22 protein-coding genes are annotated in these 17,719 nt (G+C 63.0%); 4 read left to right on the forward strand and 18 right to left on the reverse strand.

The window, feature by feature from the left end; genetic code table 11:
- Positions 1 to 3 precede the first annotated feature (3 nt).
- The 5 genes from ACR9Y2_RS04920 to ACR9Y2_RS04940 are packed head-to-tail and all read right to left on the reverse strand — an operon-like array spanning position 4 to position 4,490.
- Positions 4 to 693: a class I SAM-dependent methyltransferase gene (locus ACR9Y2_RS04920; protein WP_435039943.1), complete on the reverse strand. Its 690-nt coding sequence runs from the start codon at positions 691 to 693 to the stop codon at positions 4 to 6.
- 3 nt (positions 694 to 696) lie between these two features.
- Positions 697 to 1,374, reverse strand: a complete 678-nt coding sequence (locus ACR9Y2_RS04925; RefSeq protein ID WP_435039944.1) for a DUF4276 family protein — start codon at positions 1,372 to 1,374, stop codon at positions 697 to 699.
- A complete protein-coding gene (locus ACR9Y2_RS04930) occupies positions 1,329 to 2,558 on the reverse strand; it encodes an AAA family ATPase (RefSeq protein WP_435039945.1) in 1,230 nt (409 codons plus the stop codon). Before ACR9Y2_RS04930 ends, ACR9Y2_RS04925 begins: the two co-directional genes overlap by 46 nt.
- Before the next feature lie 52 nt (positions 2,559 to 2,610).
- On the reverse strand, positions 2,611 to 3,561 hold the full coding sequence (locus ACR9Y2_RS04935) for a pyridoxal-phosphate dependent enzyme (protein WP_435039946.1): 951 nt from the start codon (positions 3,559 to 3,561) through the stop codon (positions 2,611 to 2,613).
- The gene (locus tag ACR9Y2_RS04940) at positions 3,561 to 4,490 is read right to left on the reverse strand and encodes a D-2-hydroxyacid dehydrogenase (RefSeq protein ID WP_435039947.1); all 930 of its coding nucleotides are present in this window, start codon (positions 4,488 to 4,490) and stop codon (positions 3,561 to 3,563) included. The genes ACR9Y2_RS04935 and ACR9Y2_RS04940 overlap by 1 nt, the downstream gene beginning before the upstream one ends.
- 66 nt (positions 4,491 to 4,556) lie before the next feature.
- Here ACR9Y2_RS04940 and ACR9Y2_RS04945 point away from each other — a divergent pair, with 66 nt between their 5' ends.
- Complete coding sequence (locus tag ACR9Y2_RS04945; protein ID WP_435039948.1) at positions 4,557 to 5,270, forward strand: zinc ribbon domain-containing protein; 714 nt, start codon at positions 4,557 to 4,559, stop codon at positions 5,268 to 5,270.
- Here the strand turns inward: ACR9Y2_RS04945 and ACR9Y2_RS04950 are convergent.
- The gene (locus ACR9Y2_RS04950) at positions 5,267 to 6,169 is read right to left on the reverse strand and encodes a DMT family transporter (protein ID WP_435039949.1); all 903 of its coding nucleotides are present in this window, start codon (positions 6,167 to 6,169) and stop codon (positions 5,267 to 5,269) included. The two genes, ACR9Y2_RS04945 and ACR9Y2_RS04950, sit on opposite strands and share 4 nt — an antisense overlap.
- 46 nt (positions 6,170 to 6,215) lie before the next feature.
- Here ACR9Y2_RS04950 and ACR9Y2_RS04955 point away from each other — a divergent pair, with 46 nt between their 5' ends.
- Positions 6,216 to 7,148: a 1-phosphofructokinase family hexose kinase gene (locus ACR9Y2_RS04955; RefSeq protein ID WP_435039950.1), complete on the forward strand. Its 933-nt coding sequence runs from the start codon at positions 6,216 to 6,218 to the stop codon at positions 7,146 to 7,148.
- On the opposite strand, the gene cobA is transcribed toward ACR9Y2_RS04955, so the two are convergent.
- The 4 genes from cobA to ACR9Y2_RS04975 are packed head-to-tail and all read right to left on the reverse strand — an operon-like array spanning position 7,062 to position 9,433.
- Positions 7,062 to 7,847, reverse strand: a complete 786-nt coding sequence (gene cobA / locus ACR9Y2_RS04960) for a uroporphyrinogen-III C-methyltransferase (protein ID WP_435039951.1) — start codon at positions 7,845 to 7,847, stop codon at positions 7,062 to 7,064. The genes ACR9Y2_RS04955 and cobA overlap by 87 nt on opposite strands.
- A 56-nt stretch (positions 7,848 to 7,903) precedes the next feature.
- Positions 7,904 to 8,176, reverse strand: a complete 273-nt coding sequence (locus ACR9Y2_RS04965) for a hypothetical protein (protein ID WP_435039952.1) — start codon at positions 8,174 to 8,176, stop codon at positions 7,904 to 7,906.
- Between the two features lie 10 nt (positions 8,177 to 8,186).
- Positions 8,187 to 8,876 (reverse strand): ferredoxin--NADP reductase, encoded by a 690-nt coding sequence (locus tag ACR9Y2_RS04970; RefSeq protein ID WP_435039953.1) that lies wholly within the window; start codon positions 8,874 to 8,876, stop codon positions 8,187 to 8,189.
- Positions 8,873 to 9,433, reverse strand: a complete 561-nt coding sequence (locus tag ACR9Y2_RS04975) for a hypothetical protein (RefSeq protein ID WP_435039954.1) — start codon at positions 9,431 to 9,433, stop codon at positions 8,873 to 8,875. The genes ACR9Y2_RS04970 and ACR9Y2_RS04975 overlap by 4 nt, the downstream gene beginning before the upstream one ends.
- Between ACR9Y2_RS04975 and ACR9Y2_RS04980 the strand changes: the two genes are divergently transcribed.
- Complete coding sequence (locus ACR9Y2_RS04980; protein ID WP_435039955.1) at positions 9,423 to 9,680, forward strand: hypothetical protein; 258 nt, start codon at positions 9,423 to 9,425, stop codon at positions 9,678 to 9,680. The two genes, ACR9Y2_RS04975 and ACR9Y2_RS04980, sit on opposite strands and share 11 nt — an antisense overlap.
- On the forward strand, positions 9,677 to 10,438 hold the full coding sequence (locus tag ACR9Y2_RS04985) for an aldo/keto reductase (RefSeq protein WP_435039956.1): 762 nt from the start codon (positions 9,677 to 9,679) through the stop codon (positions 10,436 to 10,438). The genes ACR9Y2_RS04980 and ACR9Y2_RS04985 overlap by 4 nt, the downstream gene beginning before the upstream one ends.
- Positions 10,439 to 10,466: 28 nt before the next feature.
- Here ACR9Y2_RS04985 and ACR9Y2_RS04990 read toward each other — a convergent pair whose 3' ends face one another.
- The 8 genes from ACR9Y2_RS04990 to ACR9Y2_RS05025 form a co-directional block, all read right to left on the reverse strand.
- Positions 10,467 to 12,281, reverse strand: a complete 1,815-nt coding sequence (locus tag ACR9Y2_RS04990; protein ID WP_435039957.1) for an ABC transporter ATP-binding protein — start codon at positions 12,279 to 12,281, stop codon at positions 10,467 to 10,469.
- Between the two features lie 129 nt (positions 12,282 to 12,410).
- Positions 12,411 to 13,463 carry a sensor histidine kinase gene (locus ACR9Y2_RS04995; RefSeq protein WP_435039958.1) on the reverse strand — a complete coding sequence of 351 codons (1,053 nt, stop codon included), beginning with the start codon at positions 13,461 to 13,463 and terminating at the stop codon, positions 12,411 to 12,413.
- Positions 13,460 to 14,134 carry a response regulator transcription factor gene (locus ACR9Y2_RS05000; RefSeq protein ID WP_435039959.1) on the reverse strand — a complete coding sequence of 225 codons (675 nt, stop codon included), beginning with the start codon at positions 14,132 to 14,134 and terminating at the stop codon, positions 13,460 to 13,462. The genes ACR9Y2_RS04995 and ACR9Y2_RS05000 overlap by 4 nt, the downstream gene beginning before the upstream one ends.
- 103 nt (positions 14,135 to 14,237) lie before the next feature.
- Positions 14,238 to 15,353 carry a deoxyguanosinetriphosphate triphosphohydrolase family protein gene (locus tag ACR9Y2_RS05005; protein WP_435039960.1) on the reverse strand — a complete coding sequence of 372 codons (1,116 nt, stop codon included), beginning with the start codon at positions 15,351 to 15,353 and terminating at the stop codon, positions 14,238 to 14,240.
- Positions 15,354 to 15,362: 9 nt separating this feature from the next.
- Positions 15,363 to 16,067 (reverse strand): tetratricopeptide repeat protein, encoded by a 705-nt coding sequence (locus tag ACR9Y2_RS05010; protein WP_435039961.1) that lies wholly within the window; start codon positions 16,065 to 16,067, stop codon positions 15,363 to 15,365.
- A gap of 87 nt (positions 16,068 to 16,154) precedes the next feature.
- Positions 16,155 to 16,823: a response regulator gene (locus ACR9Y2_RS05015; protein ID WP_435039962.1), complete on the reverse strand. Its 669-nt coding sequence runs from the start codon at positions 16,821 to 16,823 to the stop codon at positions 16,155 to 16,157.
- A 35-nt stretch (positions 16,824 to 16,858) separates the two neighbouring features.
- The gene (locus tag ACR9Y2_RS05020; RefSeq protein WP_194447676.1) at positions 16,859 to 17,203 is read right to left on the reverse strand and encodes an STAS domain-containing protein; all 345 of its coding nucleotides are present in this window, start codon (positions 17,201 to 17,203) and stop codon (positions 16,859 to 16,861) included.
- A 41-nt stretch (positions 17,204 to 17,244) separates the two neighbouring features.
- A complete protein-coding gene (locus ACR9Y2_RS05025) occupies positions 17,245 to 17,688 on the reverse strand; it encodes an ATP-binding protein (protein WP_435039963.1) in 444 nt (147 codons plus the stop codon).
- Positions 17,689 to 17,719 lie beyond the last annotated feature (31 nt).

The raw sequence follows: 17,719 nt of genomic DNA on the forward strand, positions 1-17,719 counted from the left end.
CTGTCAGGCGCTTTGGAGATCTGCGAGCTTCCAGAGACCGAGAGCTTTGTCTTCGTAGCCGCCGCCCGCCTCAGTGCAACCTTCCACCAGGATCCTGGCCGGGGCCGGCCAATGGAAGGGTGCCAGTTCGAAGTTCAACATACGCCAGTCGCCGTCCTGGATGTCGGCGTTGTGTTCGCATTCGAGGAACGTGGTGGTGAGCAGCCAGGTGGAGCCGCTGCGCTGGAGGTTGGCGAGGGCGCGTTGGATGTTGGCGAGGGAGAGGTGGACCAGGCAGTCGCGGCAGAAGACGACGTCGGCGCGCGGAAGCGGGTCGGCGCAGAGGTCGAGGCGGAGGAACTCCTTGCCGGGTTGGCCGGCGAACCGGGCGCGATTGGCCTGGACGAGGGTGTCGACTAGGTCCGCGCCGATGTAGCGCTGGACGGGCAAGTCGGCTTTGCTGAGCCAGCCGAAGTCGCCGCAAGGGATGTCGAGGAAGGTCTCGGCGCCGAGATCCGCCAGGAGTTTGGGGAGTTCCGTGCGCAGGTGGAGGGTGGCGGAGTCTTCCGAGCCGAGGCCGGAGACGGACTCTTCGGCGCCCCAGAGGTTGGTGTCGTGGATGGTGGTGAAGACCTGGTCGAGGGGGAGTTGCGCGAGTTCAGCGGCCTTTTCGCGGAAGCGGACGGAGGCGGTGACGGGGGGACGGGGTTTCATGGGTTAGGTGGGGTCCTCCTGTTGGTGCCCCTGCTCAACCAGAAGCGATGCAAAGAGATCTTCACAGACATGATAGAAGCGATCAAAGGAGCGTGCACGGCGTGCCAGGTTCAACTCGAAAATGGAGGTGAGTGCAGGTTGATCGACAGTTGGGGAGTAAATGGAAGAGCCAAGCATTTTCTTGGACAGCCACTGCTTGGCGCCCTGCACTGTTTCGGGTTCTGGATGAGACTGCAAATCGTTGGGGAATCCGCGTTTCCCAGCTAACGAGTCAGCAGAGGCCAAGAACCAAGCCTCGTACTCCTGGTGAGCTAAGGCTACTCGAATATGTTTATCCGCCCGCGCTGCTCTTGCACGCGTCAACAGTGAAGGTCCGAGTTCTTTAGGACAGGCCCCGTCGGAATCGAGCAGAATCAAGATGGCACCCGGGCCCTGCAATTTCGCGGCGGCAAGCGCAACGACGGCCTCAAGTTTCCCAGGCAGCACAATCTTGTCGCGACTACTGCGAATCGGCTTTTCGACCTTCAAATGCAAGGAGGGGCAGAGCTCCGCGGACAGCCGGCGCAACAGGATCGGCACTGCCTCGACTTCGCCCTGGCCTTCAACGATCGGAACAATGGTTGCGCTGGACACGGCTATGAGAACAACCTCATATTCGGTGCTGATGTAGCTGGGTTCCAAGTGGTATCGGGATCCAATTGATTAATCCGCATGAGTTCGCCTGCGGTCCACATGCGTTCGTGCATCACCTGCCTGCTTGCATTGTCGACGGGGGCGATGTGGGTTTCTCCATCGTCCGCAGAGACGGCCAGAATTGACTCGACGGGAATGTCTTTTCTATCGAGAAGATCAGGGCTATGTGTCGTGACCAGAACCTGTCTGGTGAGGGAGGCTTCCCGCAGGCAGTCGAGAAGGACTTCGGCAGCTCCGGGGTGAAGCGCGATCTCGGGCTCCTCAATTGCGACCAGCGCCCTGATGCGATCATCGTAGCCTTCCTGAAGGAGGGCAACCAAAATTGCCAGGGCTCTCAAGGTGCCATCTGACATGCTGGAGGCGTAAAACTCCCGGGTTTCCTTACCGCCATGGACCCGCTCAAGGAACTCCAGCGTCTCTTTCATGCCAACCGAAACCGGCCTGATCCTCTCCACCGCCGGAACCACCAACCGGAAGAACTCCATGACTCGCTGCGCGCGATCAGGATCGAAGCGGAGCATCTTCGACCAGGACGCCACAAGATTGCTGCCATCCCCAATCAGCACCTCACCGTCCCCTTCCGATTGGGGCTCGCGCATGCTGCCGGGAGTGAGATTGTAGGACGCTATCAGGGACAGAATCCGGTAGAGGATGGCCAGATCAGGATCGCCGGACGCTGTCACCAGGTAGATTTGGTGGCTCGAAGCCTGGGGGGGCAACGGGAAGCTGGAGTCCACGACCTGTCCGCTTTGCACTCGGAAGTGCCCGGTCTCCAACTCGGAGTCCTTCGACCACCATTTGCACTCCTCACACAGGACGATGGGGCCGCCATGCTCGCGGAGCCCCACTTCCAGGAAGTACTCAAAATGGAGGTCGATCTCTAGCTTCAACTCGTTGTCAGGTTGTCTGTCCACGTCCAGCCGGATGGCGAATCGGTCCGGGTTTTCGAACGACCGCCGCACGATTTCGCGAAATCCGCCGCGCCTGCGCACTGCAGAGTCCAAGGTATTTCGCACCGCGTCCGCCACAAACCCCAGCGCGTCCAGGAAATTGCTTTTGCCGCTGCCGTTGGGGCCTACCAGGAACGTCAGGGGGCCCAGGTTCACATCGCAATGGGCGATGCTCTTGTAGTCCTTGATGGCGACTCGCCGGATTTGGGTGGATAGGCTCATACTGACACGGCACCGCTCGGGCGGGCGGACACACACAGTCTAGCGCGCTGAATCAGAGAGAGCCGAGGGTTTCCAGATCCACATTGCCGCCGCTGAGGATCACGGCTACACGGTTCAGGCCGGAGGGCAGTTTCTTGTGGAGTACGGCGGCGGCGCCCACTACTCCGCTGGGTTCCACTACCAGCTTCATTCTCGTCATCACGAATTTGGTCGTTTCCTTGATCTCGTCCTCAGTCACCAGGAGGACGTCTTCCACGAGTTCCTGGATGATGGGGAAGTTGAGCGCTCCGGGCTTAGTGGTGCGCAGGCCGTCAGCGATAGTAGGCGGTGAATTGATCTCCACGGGGTGGCCTTCGCGGCGCGAGAGCCAGTAGTCGTTCCCCAACTCGGGCTCGACTCCGAAGACGCGGATGGCGGGATTGAGCGCCTTGGCGGCTACCGCGGAGCCGGACAGGAGTCCCCCGCCTCCGAGACAGACGACCAGGGCGTCGAGCGAGGGAACCTGCTCCATGATCTCCAGGGCGCAGGTGCCGGCTCCGGCGACGATCCAGGGGTGATCGAAGGGCGGGACGAGCATGGCTCCGGTCTCCTCGGAGATCTTGCGGCCGATGGCTTCGCGCGATTCCTTGAGACGGTCGTAGGTGATGACGGTGGCTCCATTGGCGCGGGTGGCCGCCAGTTTGGACTTGGGCGCGTCGTCGGGCATGATGAGCGTGGCGTGCACGCCCAGGATGCGGGCAGCGATAGCTACGGCCTGGGCGTGGTTGCCGGAGGAGAAGCCGACGACGCCCTTGGCGCGCTGTTCCGGTGTCATCGAGTAGAGAAAGTTGGCCGCGCCGCGGATCTTGAAGGCGCCGCCTTTCTGGAGATTCTCGCACTTGAAGAAGACTTCGGATCCGGCTCGATCGTCGAAGCTGCGGGAGGTCCAGATGGGCGTCTTCTGGGCGATGGGCGCGATGCGGGCCGCGGCCGCGCGGATGTCGTCGAGGGTGATGGCGGCCATTAGTAGCCCGCCTTCTTGTCGCTGATGTTCTTCAATGGTTCCCCTTGGGCAAACAATGAATAATTCTCGAGAAAGAGCTCCATGGCATCGTAGAGCCAGGTGGCGGTGTTGTCGGAGCAGTGCGGGGAGAGCAGGACGTTGTCGAGGGCCCAGAGGGGGTGATCCTCGGGCAGCGGTTCCTCGTCGAAGACATCGAGAACAGCGCCGCGAATCCAGTTTTCGCGCAGGGCGTGGAGGAGGGCTGGTTCGTCGACAACGGGCCCGCGGCCCAGGTTGATGAGCACGGATTCGGGCTTCATGAGGCGCAGTTCCGTTTCGCCAATCATGCCGCGGGTATCGGGGGTGAGAGGCGCGCCGACCAGCAGGTAGTCGGACCGCTGGAGGATTTTTTCGAACTCCTCGCGGGTGTGGCGGCGGCCGATGCCGTGGACGTGCATGCCGAAGGCGTTGGCGAGGGAGGCGACGGCACGGCCGATGGAGCCGTGGCCGATGACGCCGAGGGAGGCCCCATGAAGTTCAGTGATGGTGAATTTTTCCCAGCGGCGTTCGCGCTGCTGGCGGCGCATGCGGCGGATGTCCTTGGCGAACCAGAGCATGCCGGCGATGGCGAATTCGCCGAGGGAGCGGGCAAACACGCCGCGGCCATTGGTGAGGGTGACCTTGCTCTCGATGAGCGCGGGGAAGAGCAGGGTCTCGAGACCGGCCCACATGGAATGAACCCACTGGACGCGCGGCGCCAGGGACCAGACCTGTTCGACGACCTCGCGGCTGACCGCGCCGACCAGCAGGATATCGGCTTCAGGCGCGGCGTTGGCAAAGGCTTCGGCGGTGTCGCCGGCCACGATGCGGCAGCCGGAGGGCAGGCGGTCAAGCAGCGTCAAATGCCGGGCAGTTGGGCTATTCAGCACCAGGATCGTATGTCCAGCCATCAACTCTCCATTCCCAGGGATTGAGCCCCGGCTCGCGCCGGGCCTAGCCTCAGTATAAAGCCCGCCTTGCGGCTGCCATCGATACTACGGGACACTGAAGGGGTGGAAGGCTACTGCACCTGCGGAGCGAAGCTCCTGCCGGATTCTCAATTCTGTCACCGCTGTGGCCGCCCGCTGCGAGACGACATCGGCGTGGCGGAAGCGCCGGAACCGGAGCCGGGCGAGATCCCGGTGGAGGCGGCGCCGGCAGAGCAACCGATCCTGATCCAGGTTGCCCCGGCGACACCGGCTGAAATCAACTTCCACAATGGGGTCGCTGTGCGGGTGGGATTCCTGGCGGCGGCGATCGTCCAACTGCTGATGACATTGTCCGCGGCGGTCGCGGGGCCGATCATGATGCCGATCGTTTTGTGTGGCGGCGGCTACTATGCGGTGTTCCTGTACCGGCGTAGAACTGGTGCGGGGCTTACGGTAGCCAACGGCGCGCGGATGGGCTGGATCACCGGCGTGTTCACATTCGTCATCACCACTGTATTTTTCACCCTGGGGATGGCCGCGCTGGCCGGCAGCGATCAACTGATGAAGGCGTACAAGGAAAGTGCCGCGGGCCTGGGCCTGCCACCGGACGCCGCTTCGCAGCTCCAGAAGGTGATGAACGACCCGGCGACGTTTGGGTTGTCCATCGTGTTCACGCTGATTCTGCAGTTCTTCCTGTTGACCGTGCTGTGTTCGCTGGGCGGCGCGTTGTGCGCCAAGTTCGGCCAGAACCGGAAGGCCTAAGCCAACTTCCTGCGCCGCGCCTCGGCGTGTTTCACCACCGCTACGCCCGTGAAGATGATGAGCATGGCCACGGCTTCGCGGAGTCCGAACGGTTCGCGGTAGAAGACCCACCCCAGGAAGACGGCGACCAGCGGATTCACGTAGTTATAGAGCGAGACCATGGAGACGGGCAGGCGGTCGAGCGCGAACACATAGCTGGAGTAGCCGATGATGGAGCCGAAGGTGACGAGGTAAAGGGTGGCCGAGATGCCTCTCGTGGACCAGTGCACGGGTCCCTGCAGGAACAGGGCGACCGGAATGAAGGCCAGGCCCGCGGCGAGTTGCTGGACTCCGCCAGAGACGATGGGGTGGGCCCTGGTTTCCTGGCGGCGCTGCAGCATCGAACCGAGGGACCAGGAGAGACAGCCGACCTGGAGAATGCAGAAGCCGAGGATGAGGTACTGACCGGCGGCTCCGCCAGCCAGTGCGCCGGGGCCGACCAGCAGCGCGGCTCCGCCCAAACCGATGGCCATCCCGAGGAGGGTGGGGCCATGCAGCGGGGTGCGGGGCGGCATGATCGCGTCGAGGCCGACCATCCAGAAGGGCGAGATGGTGATGATGAGGGCGGCGAGTCCGCTGGGGATCATGGTTTCGGCCCAAACCAGGCCGCCGGTGCCCAGGCCAACCAGCAGGATGCCGTTGCCGGCGCTGCGGGCCAGTTCGCGGCCGCGCGGGATGTGGGCGCCCATGAACAGGGCTCCGATGAGCAGGATGGAGCCGGAGAGCGTGAAGCGGACGGCGACCAGCAGGGCGGGCGGAAACGTCTCCAGCGCCATGCGGATGCCGAGATAGGTGGTACCCCAGAAAAAGCATACGGACACAAGGGCGGCGTAGGCGCTGAACTGGGGGTGATTCCTCAAATAGTTAGCGTAGCATCCGGATGTCAGACTCCGATAAACTGATGGTTTGATCCTCACGCTCACCGCGAATCCAGCCATAGACCGCAACGTTGCCGTCGATCGCCTGGTCTTCGAAGACCGGGCCTACATCCTGTCGACACGGGAATCGGCGGGCGGGCGCGGCATCAATGCGTCCAGTGTGATTCACAGCTACGGGGGCCCGACGCTGGCAATTGCGATCTGCGGCGGGAAGTCGGGCAAGTTGCTGGAAGGGTTTCTGAGCCAGGCCGAGTTTCCGTGTGAGTTTGTGCGGGTGCGGCACGAGATCCGGACGAATTTCACGATTGCGGACAAGAACGGGCTGGCGATCAAGCTGAACGAGCATGGTCCGGCGTTGAGCGAGCCGGAGCTGGCGCGGCTGGAGAAGACCGTGCGGCACCGGATGAAGGAAGCGACGTGGCTGTTGCTGTGTGGCAGCCTGCCGCCCGGGGTACCGGCCGAGTTCTATGCGCGGCTGATCCACACGGCTTCGAAGCTGGGCGTGAAGACGCTGCTGGATACGGATGGCGACGCGGTGGAAGCAGCGCTGGAGCAGGGTCCAACGGTGGTGACACCGAACCAACCGGAGGCGGAACGGCTGCTGAATCGCGCGTTACTGACCCGCAACCACTTCCAGGAGGCGGCCGAGCGAATCAGGGGCATGGGCGCGAAGAACGTGATCCTGTCACTGGGTGCGCGGGGTGCGCTGGGCGCCTTTGAAGATGGCGCGATCTGGGAAGCGGTGCCGCCGAGGATCGATGCGCTGTGTCCGATTGGCGCGGGCGATGCGCTGGCCGCAGCCTACGCGTGGGCAGCTCACGACGGCAAGGATGCGAAGGATTCGCTGCGGTGGGGTGTGGCGGCGGGTACGGCGTCAGCAAGACTGCCGGGTGTGAGCTTCGCCAACCTGCAGCAGACGCGTGAGATCTACGGCCGCGTCGAAGTGCGCCGGATGAACTAGCTGGCCGCGCAGATTCACCACGTCACCAATCACCATCACGGCAGGCGAGTTGACCTCGCAGGCGCCGGCTGCGCGCAGGGTGGTGACGACGACACGTTCCCGGGCGGTGGAGCCATTCTCGACGAAGGCAACAGGGGTATCCCCATCACGGCCGGCGGCGATGAGGCACGCGGCGATTTCCGCGCGATGGCCCACGCCCATCAGCACAACGAGGGTGTCGACATGGGCATAGGCTGACCATTCCTGGCAAGCAGCGGGGTGACGGTGTCCGGTGACCACGGCGAAGCCGCCCGCAATGCCACGGTAAGTGACTGGAATTCCAGCCAGTTCGGGAACAGAGATGGCGGAACTGAGCCCGGGGGTAACTTCGACATCCCAACCACGGGCGGCCAGCCAGCGCCATTCTTCGCCGCCACGGCCGAAGACCATGGGATCGCCGCCCTTCAGGCGGACCACGGTTTCATGGCGGCGGCCGCAGTCTTCCAGTAGTTCCAGGATGTGGCGCTGGATCTCTTCCTGGCGACCCTCTTCCTTGCCGACGTCGTGGAGTTCTGCTGCGGGATTGATGGTTTCGAGCACTTCGCGGGAGACCAGCCGGTCGTAGAGGACGGCACCGGCGCGAGCAAGGATGCGGGCGGCGCGAACCGTGAGGAGGTCGGCGCGGCCGGGTCCGGCTCCGACGATGTGGATGGTGCTCATGCGGGAACTAGCCTCAGGCTAGCATATGGCCACAAAGCCTATCAACAAAGTGAAGATTAGGCGCCGGGAGTGGAGTCGGCGGGTGGTGGAAGGTCGTCGGACTCCTTTTTGCGGCGTTTGAAGAAGATCTCAGGCGACTTGACCCAGGTGGCGATGAGGACGGCGAAGAGTACGCCGAGGGAGACAAAAGTGGCGATGGAGCCTACGACGAGGTAGTCGGTCTCCGAGTGCGGCTCGGGCAGCAAACGCAGACCGATTGCGACCGTGACTCCGAAGACGATGGCCGCGCCGGTCAGCAGCATCGCCCACCTGGTTGCAGGGGATTCCATGAGATTGATTTTAATCGTATTTCTCGACGATGATCTGCTTCCGGTCAAATCCTTTCGATTTGAGGGCGGCGCGGACGTCGTCGACCATGGCTTTGAGGCCGCAAACGTAGACATCGAGATCGGTGCGTCCGGCGAGTGCTTCGTCGAGATGCGCCTGGACGCGGCCGGTGCGCCCTTCCCAGCCCGGCGCGGGCCGGGTGAGAGTCGGCAAGTATAGGAATCCAGGGCGGTTGGCGGTGAGTTCCTCGAACTCCAGGCGATAAAGGACACCCTCTTCCGAACGGGTGCCGAAGAGGAGCGTGAGGCTGGTGGAGGCGGCGAGCACGGGCGCCCAGCGAAGGAACGAGCGGAAGGGGGCGACGCCGGTACCGGTGGCGACAAAAACAGCGTCACGCAGCGGGGCTTTGGGGACGAAGTAGCCCAGCGGGCCGCTCATCTCAATGGTGTCGTCGGGCTTCATCTCGAACAGCCAGGGCGACAGGCGGCCGTCCTGGACCCGGTTCAGACAGAGTTCAAAGCGGTTGCCTGAGGGGGCGGAGGCGATGGAATAGGCTCGCGTAATGGACTTGCCCAGGACGTCGCGGCTGAAGCTGACGAACTGGCCGGGGGTGAAGTCCAGCGTTTCCAACGGATCGACGGCGAAGGTGAAGTGGCGGACCTCGGGCGCGATCTCAACGGACTCGACGAGACGGGCTTTCAAGCTTGCGCTTCCTCCGGGGGAGGGGGCAGCAGGCCGTAGAGCGATTCGATGAACGCACGGCTTTTGCGGCGCCCGTTATTGGTTTGCCACTCGGTGCGCTGCCAGAAGACCAGGACGCCCAGCAGGTCCTTGTCTCGAACGGTGTGCGAGCCGCCGCGCTCGGCTACATGTTCACGGAACTGGTGCACTTCATTCTGGAAGCGATCGGACAAAGCGGCGGCGATGCCGTTGACGGGCCGGGTCTCGTAGACAAGGCCGCTATCGGCGATCTTGTAGGTGCGGACAAGGGCGTCGAGGGCGTCGCGCATGTCGAAGTCGTTGGCGCCGGGGGTTTCGAGGGCAGAAACGAGCAGGAGCCGGCCGGTGACAATCGCCAGCGGCTGCTGTTCTTCCATGAACTTGGCGGTGAGTTCAATCTCAGGGTGAGGCAGAGTCTTGGGATCGACCTCTGGCGGTTTCTCATGGCTGCGCGCCTCGCGCAGATACTCGCAATCCAGGGGGCAATCGATCGTCTGCTCCCGCTCAGTCCCACAGCAGACCGCGCAGATGTCTTTCATCAAAGCGGGGCAGGACCGGCGCGGGGGCCGCGACTCGCACAAGTGGCAGGTTACGCGTTCCATCCGTCCGATTTATCGTACCATCCGAATGATGAAGAACATCGATGTCTACATCAAGGTCGAAGTCGACCTGGACGAAAGCGAACACCCGCAGCGATTTGCCGAGGAGCTGTGCCGCGTGCTGAAGCGGGTGTATGGCGTTAGGAAAGCGGAAGTCTCGAATCTGCTGGAGCATACAGCCGAATGAGTGTGCCGTGGACAGGGTTGCAGTTCGGGCTGGGCCTGCTGGAAATCGGCCGGGCCTGGGGCTTCAAACCCTCGCCTGTACCGGACGATGAACAGGCGAAGGAATTCCTGAATGGCGCGTATGAAGCTGGCGTCCGGATCTTCGATACAGCGCCATCCTACGCCTGGAGCGAGATCCGGTTTGGCGCGTTTCTGCGGCAGTTGACGGCGGAGCAGCGTGATTCGCTGGTGGTGGCCACGAAGTTCGGAGAATCCTGGGACTTCGAGACAAATCAGCCGGTGCTCGACCACAGCTACGACGCGCTGAGGACCAGCCTGGATGAGAGTTTCCGGCGGCTGGGACGGATCGACATCCTGCAGGTGCACCGGAGCACTCCGGAGGTGCTGCGGGCGCCGGGCACGATCAAGGCCCTGGAAGCGGCCAAGGCCGCGGGGGTTCAGGTGGTGGGCGCCAGCGTGAAGGACCTGGAGTCGGTGGAGATCGCCTGCACGAACGAGTTGTTCCAGATCCTGCAGATCCCCTACAACCGGCGGAACCAGGCGATGCGGCCGGCGATTGCACGGGCTCGTGAGACGGGCCGGTTGCTGTTTACCAACCGGCCGTTCGGCGAAGGCGAACTATTGCAGGCGGAGGACCGGAATCAGGCGATTCGCGAATGTTTCGCGGCCATCCAGGCGACTCCGTTTGACGGGGCGATTCTGGCCGGCACGAGGTCGGTGGAGCACCTGAAGCAGAACCTGGCGGGATTTCGAGGGTAGCAGCGGCGATCCGCCGGACGGGCCGCCCTCAATCGGCCGCAACGGGGGCCAGGATGCTGGCTGGCGGCAGCCTGCGGACTTCTGAGTGTTCGGGTGGTATGGCCACGGCACTGTCCGGAAACTGCATCGAATACAGGCGCGCGTAGAGGCCATCGAGGGCCATGAGTTGGCGGTGGGTGCCGAGTTCCACGATGCGGCCGCCATCCATGACGGCGATGCGATGGGCCACCTTGATGGTGCTGAGGCGGTGGGCGATGATCACGGTGGTGCGGCCCTGCATGAGGTGGTTGAGGGCCTGCTGCACGAGGCCTTCCGAATCGTTGTCGAGCGAGCTGGTGGCCTCGTCCAGCAGCAGGATGCGCGGGTTCTTGAGAAGGGCGCGCGCCACGGCGATGCGCTGGCGCTGGCCTCCGCTGAGCTTGGCTCCGCGTTCGCCGACCACCGTTTCGTACTGCCGGGGGAATTCCATGATGAAGCCGTGGGCGTTGGCGGAGCGGGCGGCGGCGATCATCTCCTCTTCCGTGGCGTCGAGCCGTCCGTAGAGAATGTTCTCGCGGATTGTGCCGCCAAAGAGCATGGTCTCCTGCGGCACCAGGGCCATCTGCTCGCGCAGGCTGTGCTGCGTGACGGAGCGCAGGTCCCGGCCATCGAGCTGGACGCTGCCGCCTGCCGGATCGTAGAAGCGCGGGATGAGATTGAACAGCGTGCTCTTGCCGGCTCCGCTGGGGCCGACCAGGGCCAGAATCTCGCCGGGCGGGATGTCGAGGGTGATGCCCTTGATGACGGGCACGTTGGGTTCGTAGTGGAACGTCACGTTGTCGAAGCGGAGGTGGCCTTGCGTGCCGGACAGGGTGACGGCGCCCGGCGCGTCCTGCACGGTGGGGTGGAGATCGAGGATTTCGAAGACGCGCTGGACACCGCCGATGGCGGCGCGGAACTGGGCGTAGAGGCCGGCGAGGCCGCCGAGACTGCCGGCGATCATGAGGCCGTACATCAGGAAGCCGTTGATCATGGCCAGGGAGAGGCGTCCGGCGATCACCTCGCGGCCGCCGTACCACATGATGGCGGCGATGGTGCCGAAGCCGAGGAACATCATCACCGAAGAGAAGGAAGAGTGGAGGAAGGCCATGCGCAGGGAGGCGGATAGAGCTTGCCGGGCAGCGGCCCCGTAGCGTGTGGTCTCGTGTTGTTCGCGGCCGAAGCTCTTCACGACGCGGATGCCCTGCAGTGCCTCTTCGGCCACGGTGGTGGACTCGGCCAGATGATCCTGCAGGCCCGTGCTGGACTTCTGGATTCGCCGTCCAAACACCGCCACGAGCAGGACGAGCGGCGGGACCAGCGCCAGGATGAACAAGGTCAACTGAACGTTGATGGAGAGAACGATGACGAGGGCTCCGATGAGGGAGACGCTTTGGCTGAGCAGCGAGGTGATGTTGCTGGTCAGCACGGTCCGCATCTGGGTCACGTCACTGGAGAGGCGCGAGACGATTTCGCCGACGCGGCGTCCGGCGTAGAAGTCGAGCGACTGGCGGTGCAAGTGGGTGTAGAGCGTGGTGCGCAGGTCGCAGACGATGTTCTCGCCGATGACGGCCAGCATGATGGACTGGAGGAACGAGAGCGCAGCCTGGGTGAGAAAAATGGCCAGCAGCATGAGGGCCAGCCCGTTGAGGGAAGAGAGGTTGTGGGTGCGTGTGGCGGAGTCGAGCAGGCGGACGATCACCATGGGGAACGCGAGGCCCAGCGCGGACGAACCCAGCAGGGCCAGGATCGCCACCGCCATGCGTCCACGGTAGGGTTTCAGGTAAGCGAGCAGGCGTTTCCAGGGCAGTGATGAGAGCTGCACGGGCGGCTCGTTTTCTGGGGAGGCAGCGAAGCGGTGGGAACGGTGTACGCCTGGTGGATGCAGCATGTTGGGTCTCCGCGGACCAGATTAGCGGCGGCACATCAACTGAATTTAAACAAGGCTGGGATGTTACACGGCGGGCAGGGTGACGCTGAATTCCGTGCCGGCGCCGGGCTGGCTGCGCACTGTGATCGCACCGTTGTGAATCTCAACGACGCGTTTGGCGATGGCGAGGCCCAGGCCATTGCCTCCGGCGGAGTGGCGGCGGGAGGGATCGGCTTTGTAGAAGCGCTCGAAGACGCGCGGAAGGTCTTCCTCCGCGATGCCAATCCCGGTGTCGGCGACACGCACTTCCCAGAGACTGCCCTGACGGTGAAGGCCGACGCGCACGGTGCCGCCGGGCGGCGTGAACTTGATGCTGTTGTGGATCAGGTTGATCCAGACCTGGCTGAGCAAGTCCTCGTCGGCTGTGATGGCAGCCTCGTCGAGCGCCACTTCCATCTCGATGTCCTTAGCGGTCCACTGCGTTTCGCAGGCCAGGATCAGGTTCCGGAGCTGTACATCGAGGCGGTAGGACGTAGTGGTCAGGCTGGTCTGCTCCGAATCGAGAGAAGCGAGCTTGAGCAGGTTCTCACTGAGCCTGGACAACCGGAGGCTTTCGGCTTCGATGATCTCGAGGTAGTGGAGACGGTCCTCCGCACTGACATTGTCCCGCTGCAAGGCCGCTGCGAAGCCGCGGATGGAGGTGAGGGGCGACTGGATTTCGTGCGACACGTTGGACACGAACTCCTGCCGCAACTTCTCCATTTCGTCGAGCCGTGTCGCCATGTGGTTCACGCTCTGGACCAACTCGCCGACCACTCCGTGCGAGCGCAGGTTCTCGTCCAGGCGTGTGGTGAAGTCGCCGGTGGCGATTCGCCCCAACGCTTCGGTAATGACAGTCAAGGGGTTCTTCGTCCGGTGGCGCCGATGGATCACCAAGCCGATGAAGGCCACGATGGCCAGCATCAGGATCATGCCGAGGAAGGCATTGATCAGCAAGGCCAGCACCGCGTGCGGCTGCCAGCCGGTGCGGGTATAGACAAAGCCGGTGATGTAGAACGCCAGGCACAGCACGAGCGCAAAGAAGGCCAGGGAGGCGACGCTGCGGAACCAGTGGCGGAGTCCCAGCCGGTTTCTCATGAAGCTGCCTCCAGGCGGTAGCCGAGTCCGCGGATAGTGCGGATGCGGAAGGGGGACCCGGCCTCGGGAAAGCGTTCCCGGAGGCGGTTGATGTGGACGTCGAGGGTGCGTTCATTGCCCTCGAAGTCGTAGCCCCAGATGTCTTCGATCAGTTTCGAGCGGGATAGAGTTTTACCGGCGTAGCTCGCCAGTTCAAACAGGAGCTCGAACTCCTTGAGCGGGAGATTGAGCGGCTGACCCGAGAGTGCCGCCTCGTGGGTCTTGCGGTCCATGGTGAGGCTGCCGATCTGCACGGTCTGGGAGCTGGCGACCCGGTAGCGCTTCAGCAGGGCCTTCACGCGGGCGACGAGTTCGACCGGTTCGAACGGTTTGACGAGGTAGTCGTCGGTGCCGAGCTGGAAGCCTTTGAGCTTCTGGCTGGTTTCCCCCTTCGCCGTGATGATGAGCAGGGGAAAGTCACCGGCCAGACGCAGGCGGCGGCAGAGCTCCCACCCATCCATGTTGGGCATCATAACGTCCAGGATGACCATGTCGGCTTTCACGGTCTCGAGCCTGGCGAGGGCTTCACAGCCATCGGAGGCTTCGAAGACGTCGAGGCCCTCCGGTTCCAGGAAGATCCTGACCAGCTCACGGATATGCGGATCGTCGTCAACAACCAGGATTTTGCTCATCGGAGGGGAACCAGCGGCACAGCCGGGCGCCTGGTATCAGGAATAGCGCAGTCAGGTAAACGGAGTGTAAACAGGGGTCCAGGGCGGGCGCTGCACCGAGGCCTCAGGCCAGCAGGCGGGCTGCGGTGCGGCGGAAGAAGCCATCGGTCATACCGGCGATGTAGTCGCAGACGACGCGGTGGGCTGGCATCAGTCCGATGCGTTCGGCATGACCCTCCGGCATTTCGCAGGGGTGGTCGAGGAAGAACTGGAAAAGACGCTCAATGCCATCGCAGGCGCGGATGCGTTCGTCGACCAGGGCGGGCGTCGAGTAGACGTGGTCGTAGAGGAACTTCTTCAAACCTCGATTGGTGTCGGCGGCGGCCGGGGTCATGGTGACCAGGCGGTGTGGGTGGCGGCGCACGTCCTGGACGGAATCAGCCCCGCTCGACTGCACAGCCTGTGCAGTCCCCTCGATGAGGCCGGAGACAAGGAGGTCGATCAGGCGGCGCAGGACTTCCTGGAAGCGGACTTTTTCCGGGGCGCCCGGGAACTGGAATTGGATCTCCGCGGCCAGTTCAGCATAGTGCGGCAGGGCGGCGCCGATGTCGTCCATGTTGAAGAGCCCGGCGGCGTGGCCGTCATCCAGGTCGGCGCTGTTGTAGGCGACTTCATCGGCCAGATCAATGAGCTGCGCCTCGAGCGGCGGCCGCAAACCGGGGAGATACTCGTCGAATTCAACACGTTCGCCGGGTGCAAAGTCGCGGGAGTGCTTGACCATTCCCTCGCGCACTTCGAAGGTGAGGTTGAGGCCGGGGAAGCGGGCATAGCGGACTTCGAAACTCTCGACGATGTGGAGGGCGTGGACGTTGTGGTCGAAGGAGTCGCCGAACGCGCTCATGCAGCGATCGAGAGCTTCTTCTCCGGCATGGGCAAAGGGGGGATGGCCTATGTCGTGGGCGAGGGCGAGGGCTTCAGTGAAGTCTTCAGCCAAGCCCAGGGAAATGGCCAGCGTACGGGCGATTTGGGAGACTTCGATGGTGTGTGTGAGGCGATTGCGAAAGTGGTCGCTGAGGCGTCCGCCAAAGACCTGGGTTTTGTCTTCCAAGCGGCGGAAGGCCCGGGCGTGGACAATACGGTCGCGGTCGCGCTGGAACTCGTTGCGGTAGCGATGCGGCGCCTCGGGATACCGGCGGCCCCGCAGGGCATCAATCGGGTATCTTAGCCGCTCCAGGCTCACCCTTCCAGCTTACTTCCCCGAAGAGATTTCGGCGATAGCTTGGATGGCGATGCGGCTGATGGGGCCGTTGACGGTGCGCAGCGGCTCAAGCAGTTTCTTGGCCTCTTCCGGTTTGCTCTTCCCGATGATGCGAGCCAGGACCAAAGTGGCCTGATCCTTGGCGACGAACATGGTGGGGTTGTCGATGAGCCCGCGGAGAAGCTTCTCGGCGTCGGCCTGCCGGCCGGTGCCGGCGTACAACTGGGCCAGGGACAGTTTGGCCAGCGAGGCGTATTCGGCGCCGCCCTCATCGGCCGCGCGCTTCAGATACCGCTCAGCTTCGTCGAGTTTGGCCGCGTCCGCGGCATTCAACCCGAGCATATAAATCGCGGCGGCGGCCTCGTCGGAGCCGGAGTACTTGGTCGCGAGATCGTTGAGTTCCTTGCTCAGCGCCTTGTCCTTGTCGGCCTGTGCGGTGAATGACTTCACACCGTCGCGAGGCGTGGGCATAATGGGCGCGTTGTAGGTCTCAACAGCGTGCATCAGGGCAACCTGGCGCTCAGCCTTCCGGCTCTGGTAGAAGAACCAGCCACCCGCCGCGAGCACGATGACAGCCAGCGCGATGCCGCCGTAGCGGATCGCCTCAGAGCGGTGCGCCTCAACGAAATGTACAGTTTGACCGACTTCTTCGACGAACTTGTCGGTCTTCAAATCATGTCTGGTGACGCGGTCCACAGAATACTCCAGTAAGCAAAACTCTTATTTTAGCACGCAGGTCCAAACCCGCTGGGATCTGGGCGGGCAGGCAGAGTCCAAACGAGCTCAGGCGGGGATGATCTGGTGCTGGATTGCAAACTTGACCAAACCGGGGATATCGTGGATATCCAATTTTTTCATCAGGTTAGAGCGATAGGTATCGACGGTCTTCGGACTGAGCTGGAGGCGGGCGGCAATTTCCTTGGCGCGCACGCCTTCCACGAGAAGTGAGAAGACCTGGAATTCCCTGGCGCTCAGGCGGGAGATGGGATCCTCGACCAAGCCGCGTTTCTCGGGGGCGAAGAGGCTCTGGACGTCGACGGCGGGCGACACGTAGATGCCGCCTTCGATGACCTGTTCCAGGCAATCGACGAGTTGGGCGCCGGTACTGGTTTTGAGCAGGTAGCCCTGAGCCCCGGCCCGCAGCACTTCGAGGACGGTTTTGCGGTCGCGGCGCATGGCGAGGATCACGCAGCGGGTGGGCGGGGGCCGGACGCTGTCGCCGGGCTCAGTCAGGCGCTTGGCAATTTCGAGGGAATGCAGTTGAGGGATCTGGAGATCGACCAGGATGGCGTCGGGGGTCTTTTCCTGAACAAGTTTCCAGGCCTGCTCGCCATCCGAGGTGCAGCCAACAACCTGAAAACGGCCGGAGAGCTCGCACAGCGCGGCGATGCCGTCGCGAAACAGCGCGAGCTCCTCGGCGATAATGACACTGCGGATCTTGGCGGCAGGCATTGCCGGATTCGGCTCAGCGAGGGCCTGTGCCTTGGCTAGTTAAAGCTCGCCAATCCCTTTGCTTCGTCGTCGAACACTTCGAAAATCGTATACAGCTTGGTGATCTGCAGCAGATCGTGGATGCGTTTGGTCAGGTTCAGGAGCTTCAGATTTCCACCGGCGTTGGAGACGGTGGTGAAGCCGCTCACGAGTTCGCCGATTCCGGAGCTGTCGATGTAGCTCACGTCCGCGAGGTTGAGCAGCACCTTTTTGTGCCCCTTGGTTGTCAGATCCTTGATGGAGTCACGGAAGGTGGAGGATCCCTCACCCAACGTAATTCGGCCGGCGGCGTCGATGACAGTCACATCACCAACCTGGCGCGTGGTCAGTTTTACACTCACTTCTCTAATACCCCCTCGTCAATTGGAGTCCCAAACAGCAACTAAGTTCCCGGAGGAATCGATTTTCGGAGCACAACCCGGGTACCGCCGTGCTCCCCCTTCTCAATCACGAACTCGTCCACGAAGGAACGGATGATCATGATCCCGCGGCCTGATTGGCTAAGCAAGTTTTCTTCCGCCAGCGGATCGGCCTGACGTTCGGGCTGGAAGCCCGTTCCCTCGTCCTCAATCAGGACCTGGATGGAGGATTCCGTACGGCTGAGTACGAAGTGCACGCGCTTATTCGCGCTGTAACGGTTGCCATGGACAATTGCGTTGACCATGGCCTCCCTGACAGCATAGCCGACCTGATACGCGTCGTCTTCGGGCAAGCCGACCTGCTCGGCGACGACCTTGGCCCGTTCCTCGCTGGAATCGACACTGTCCAGGCTCGATTCGAGGTACTCGTCCACGATCACGGTGTTTGGATTCTCCAGGTTGCTCATAGCGTTCTCGTGGAGTGGCTGGGAAATCGCT

The organism is Paludibaculum fermentans, assembly GCF_051172195.1.
In the GTDB taxonomy this organism is placed as follows: Bacteria; Acidobacteriota; Terriglobia; order Bryobacterales; family Bryobacteraceae; genus Paludibaculum; species Paludibaculum fermentans_A.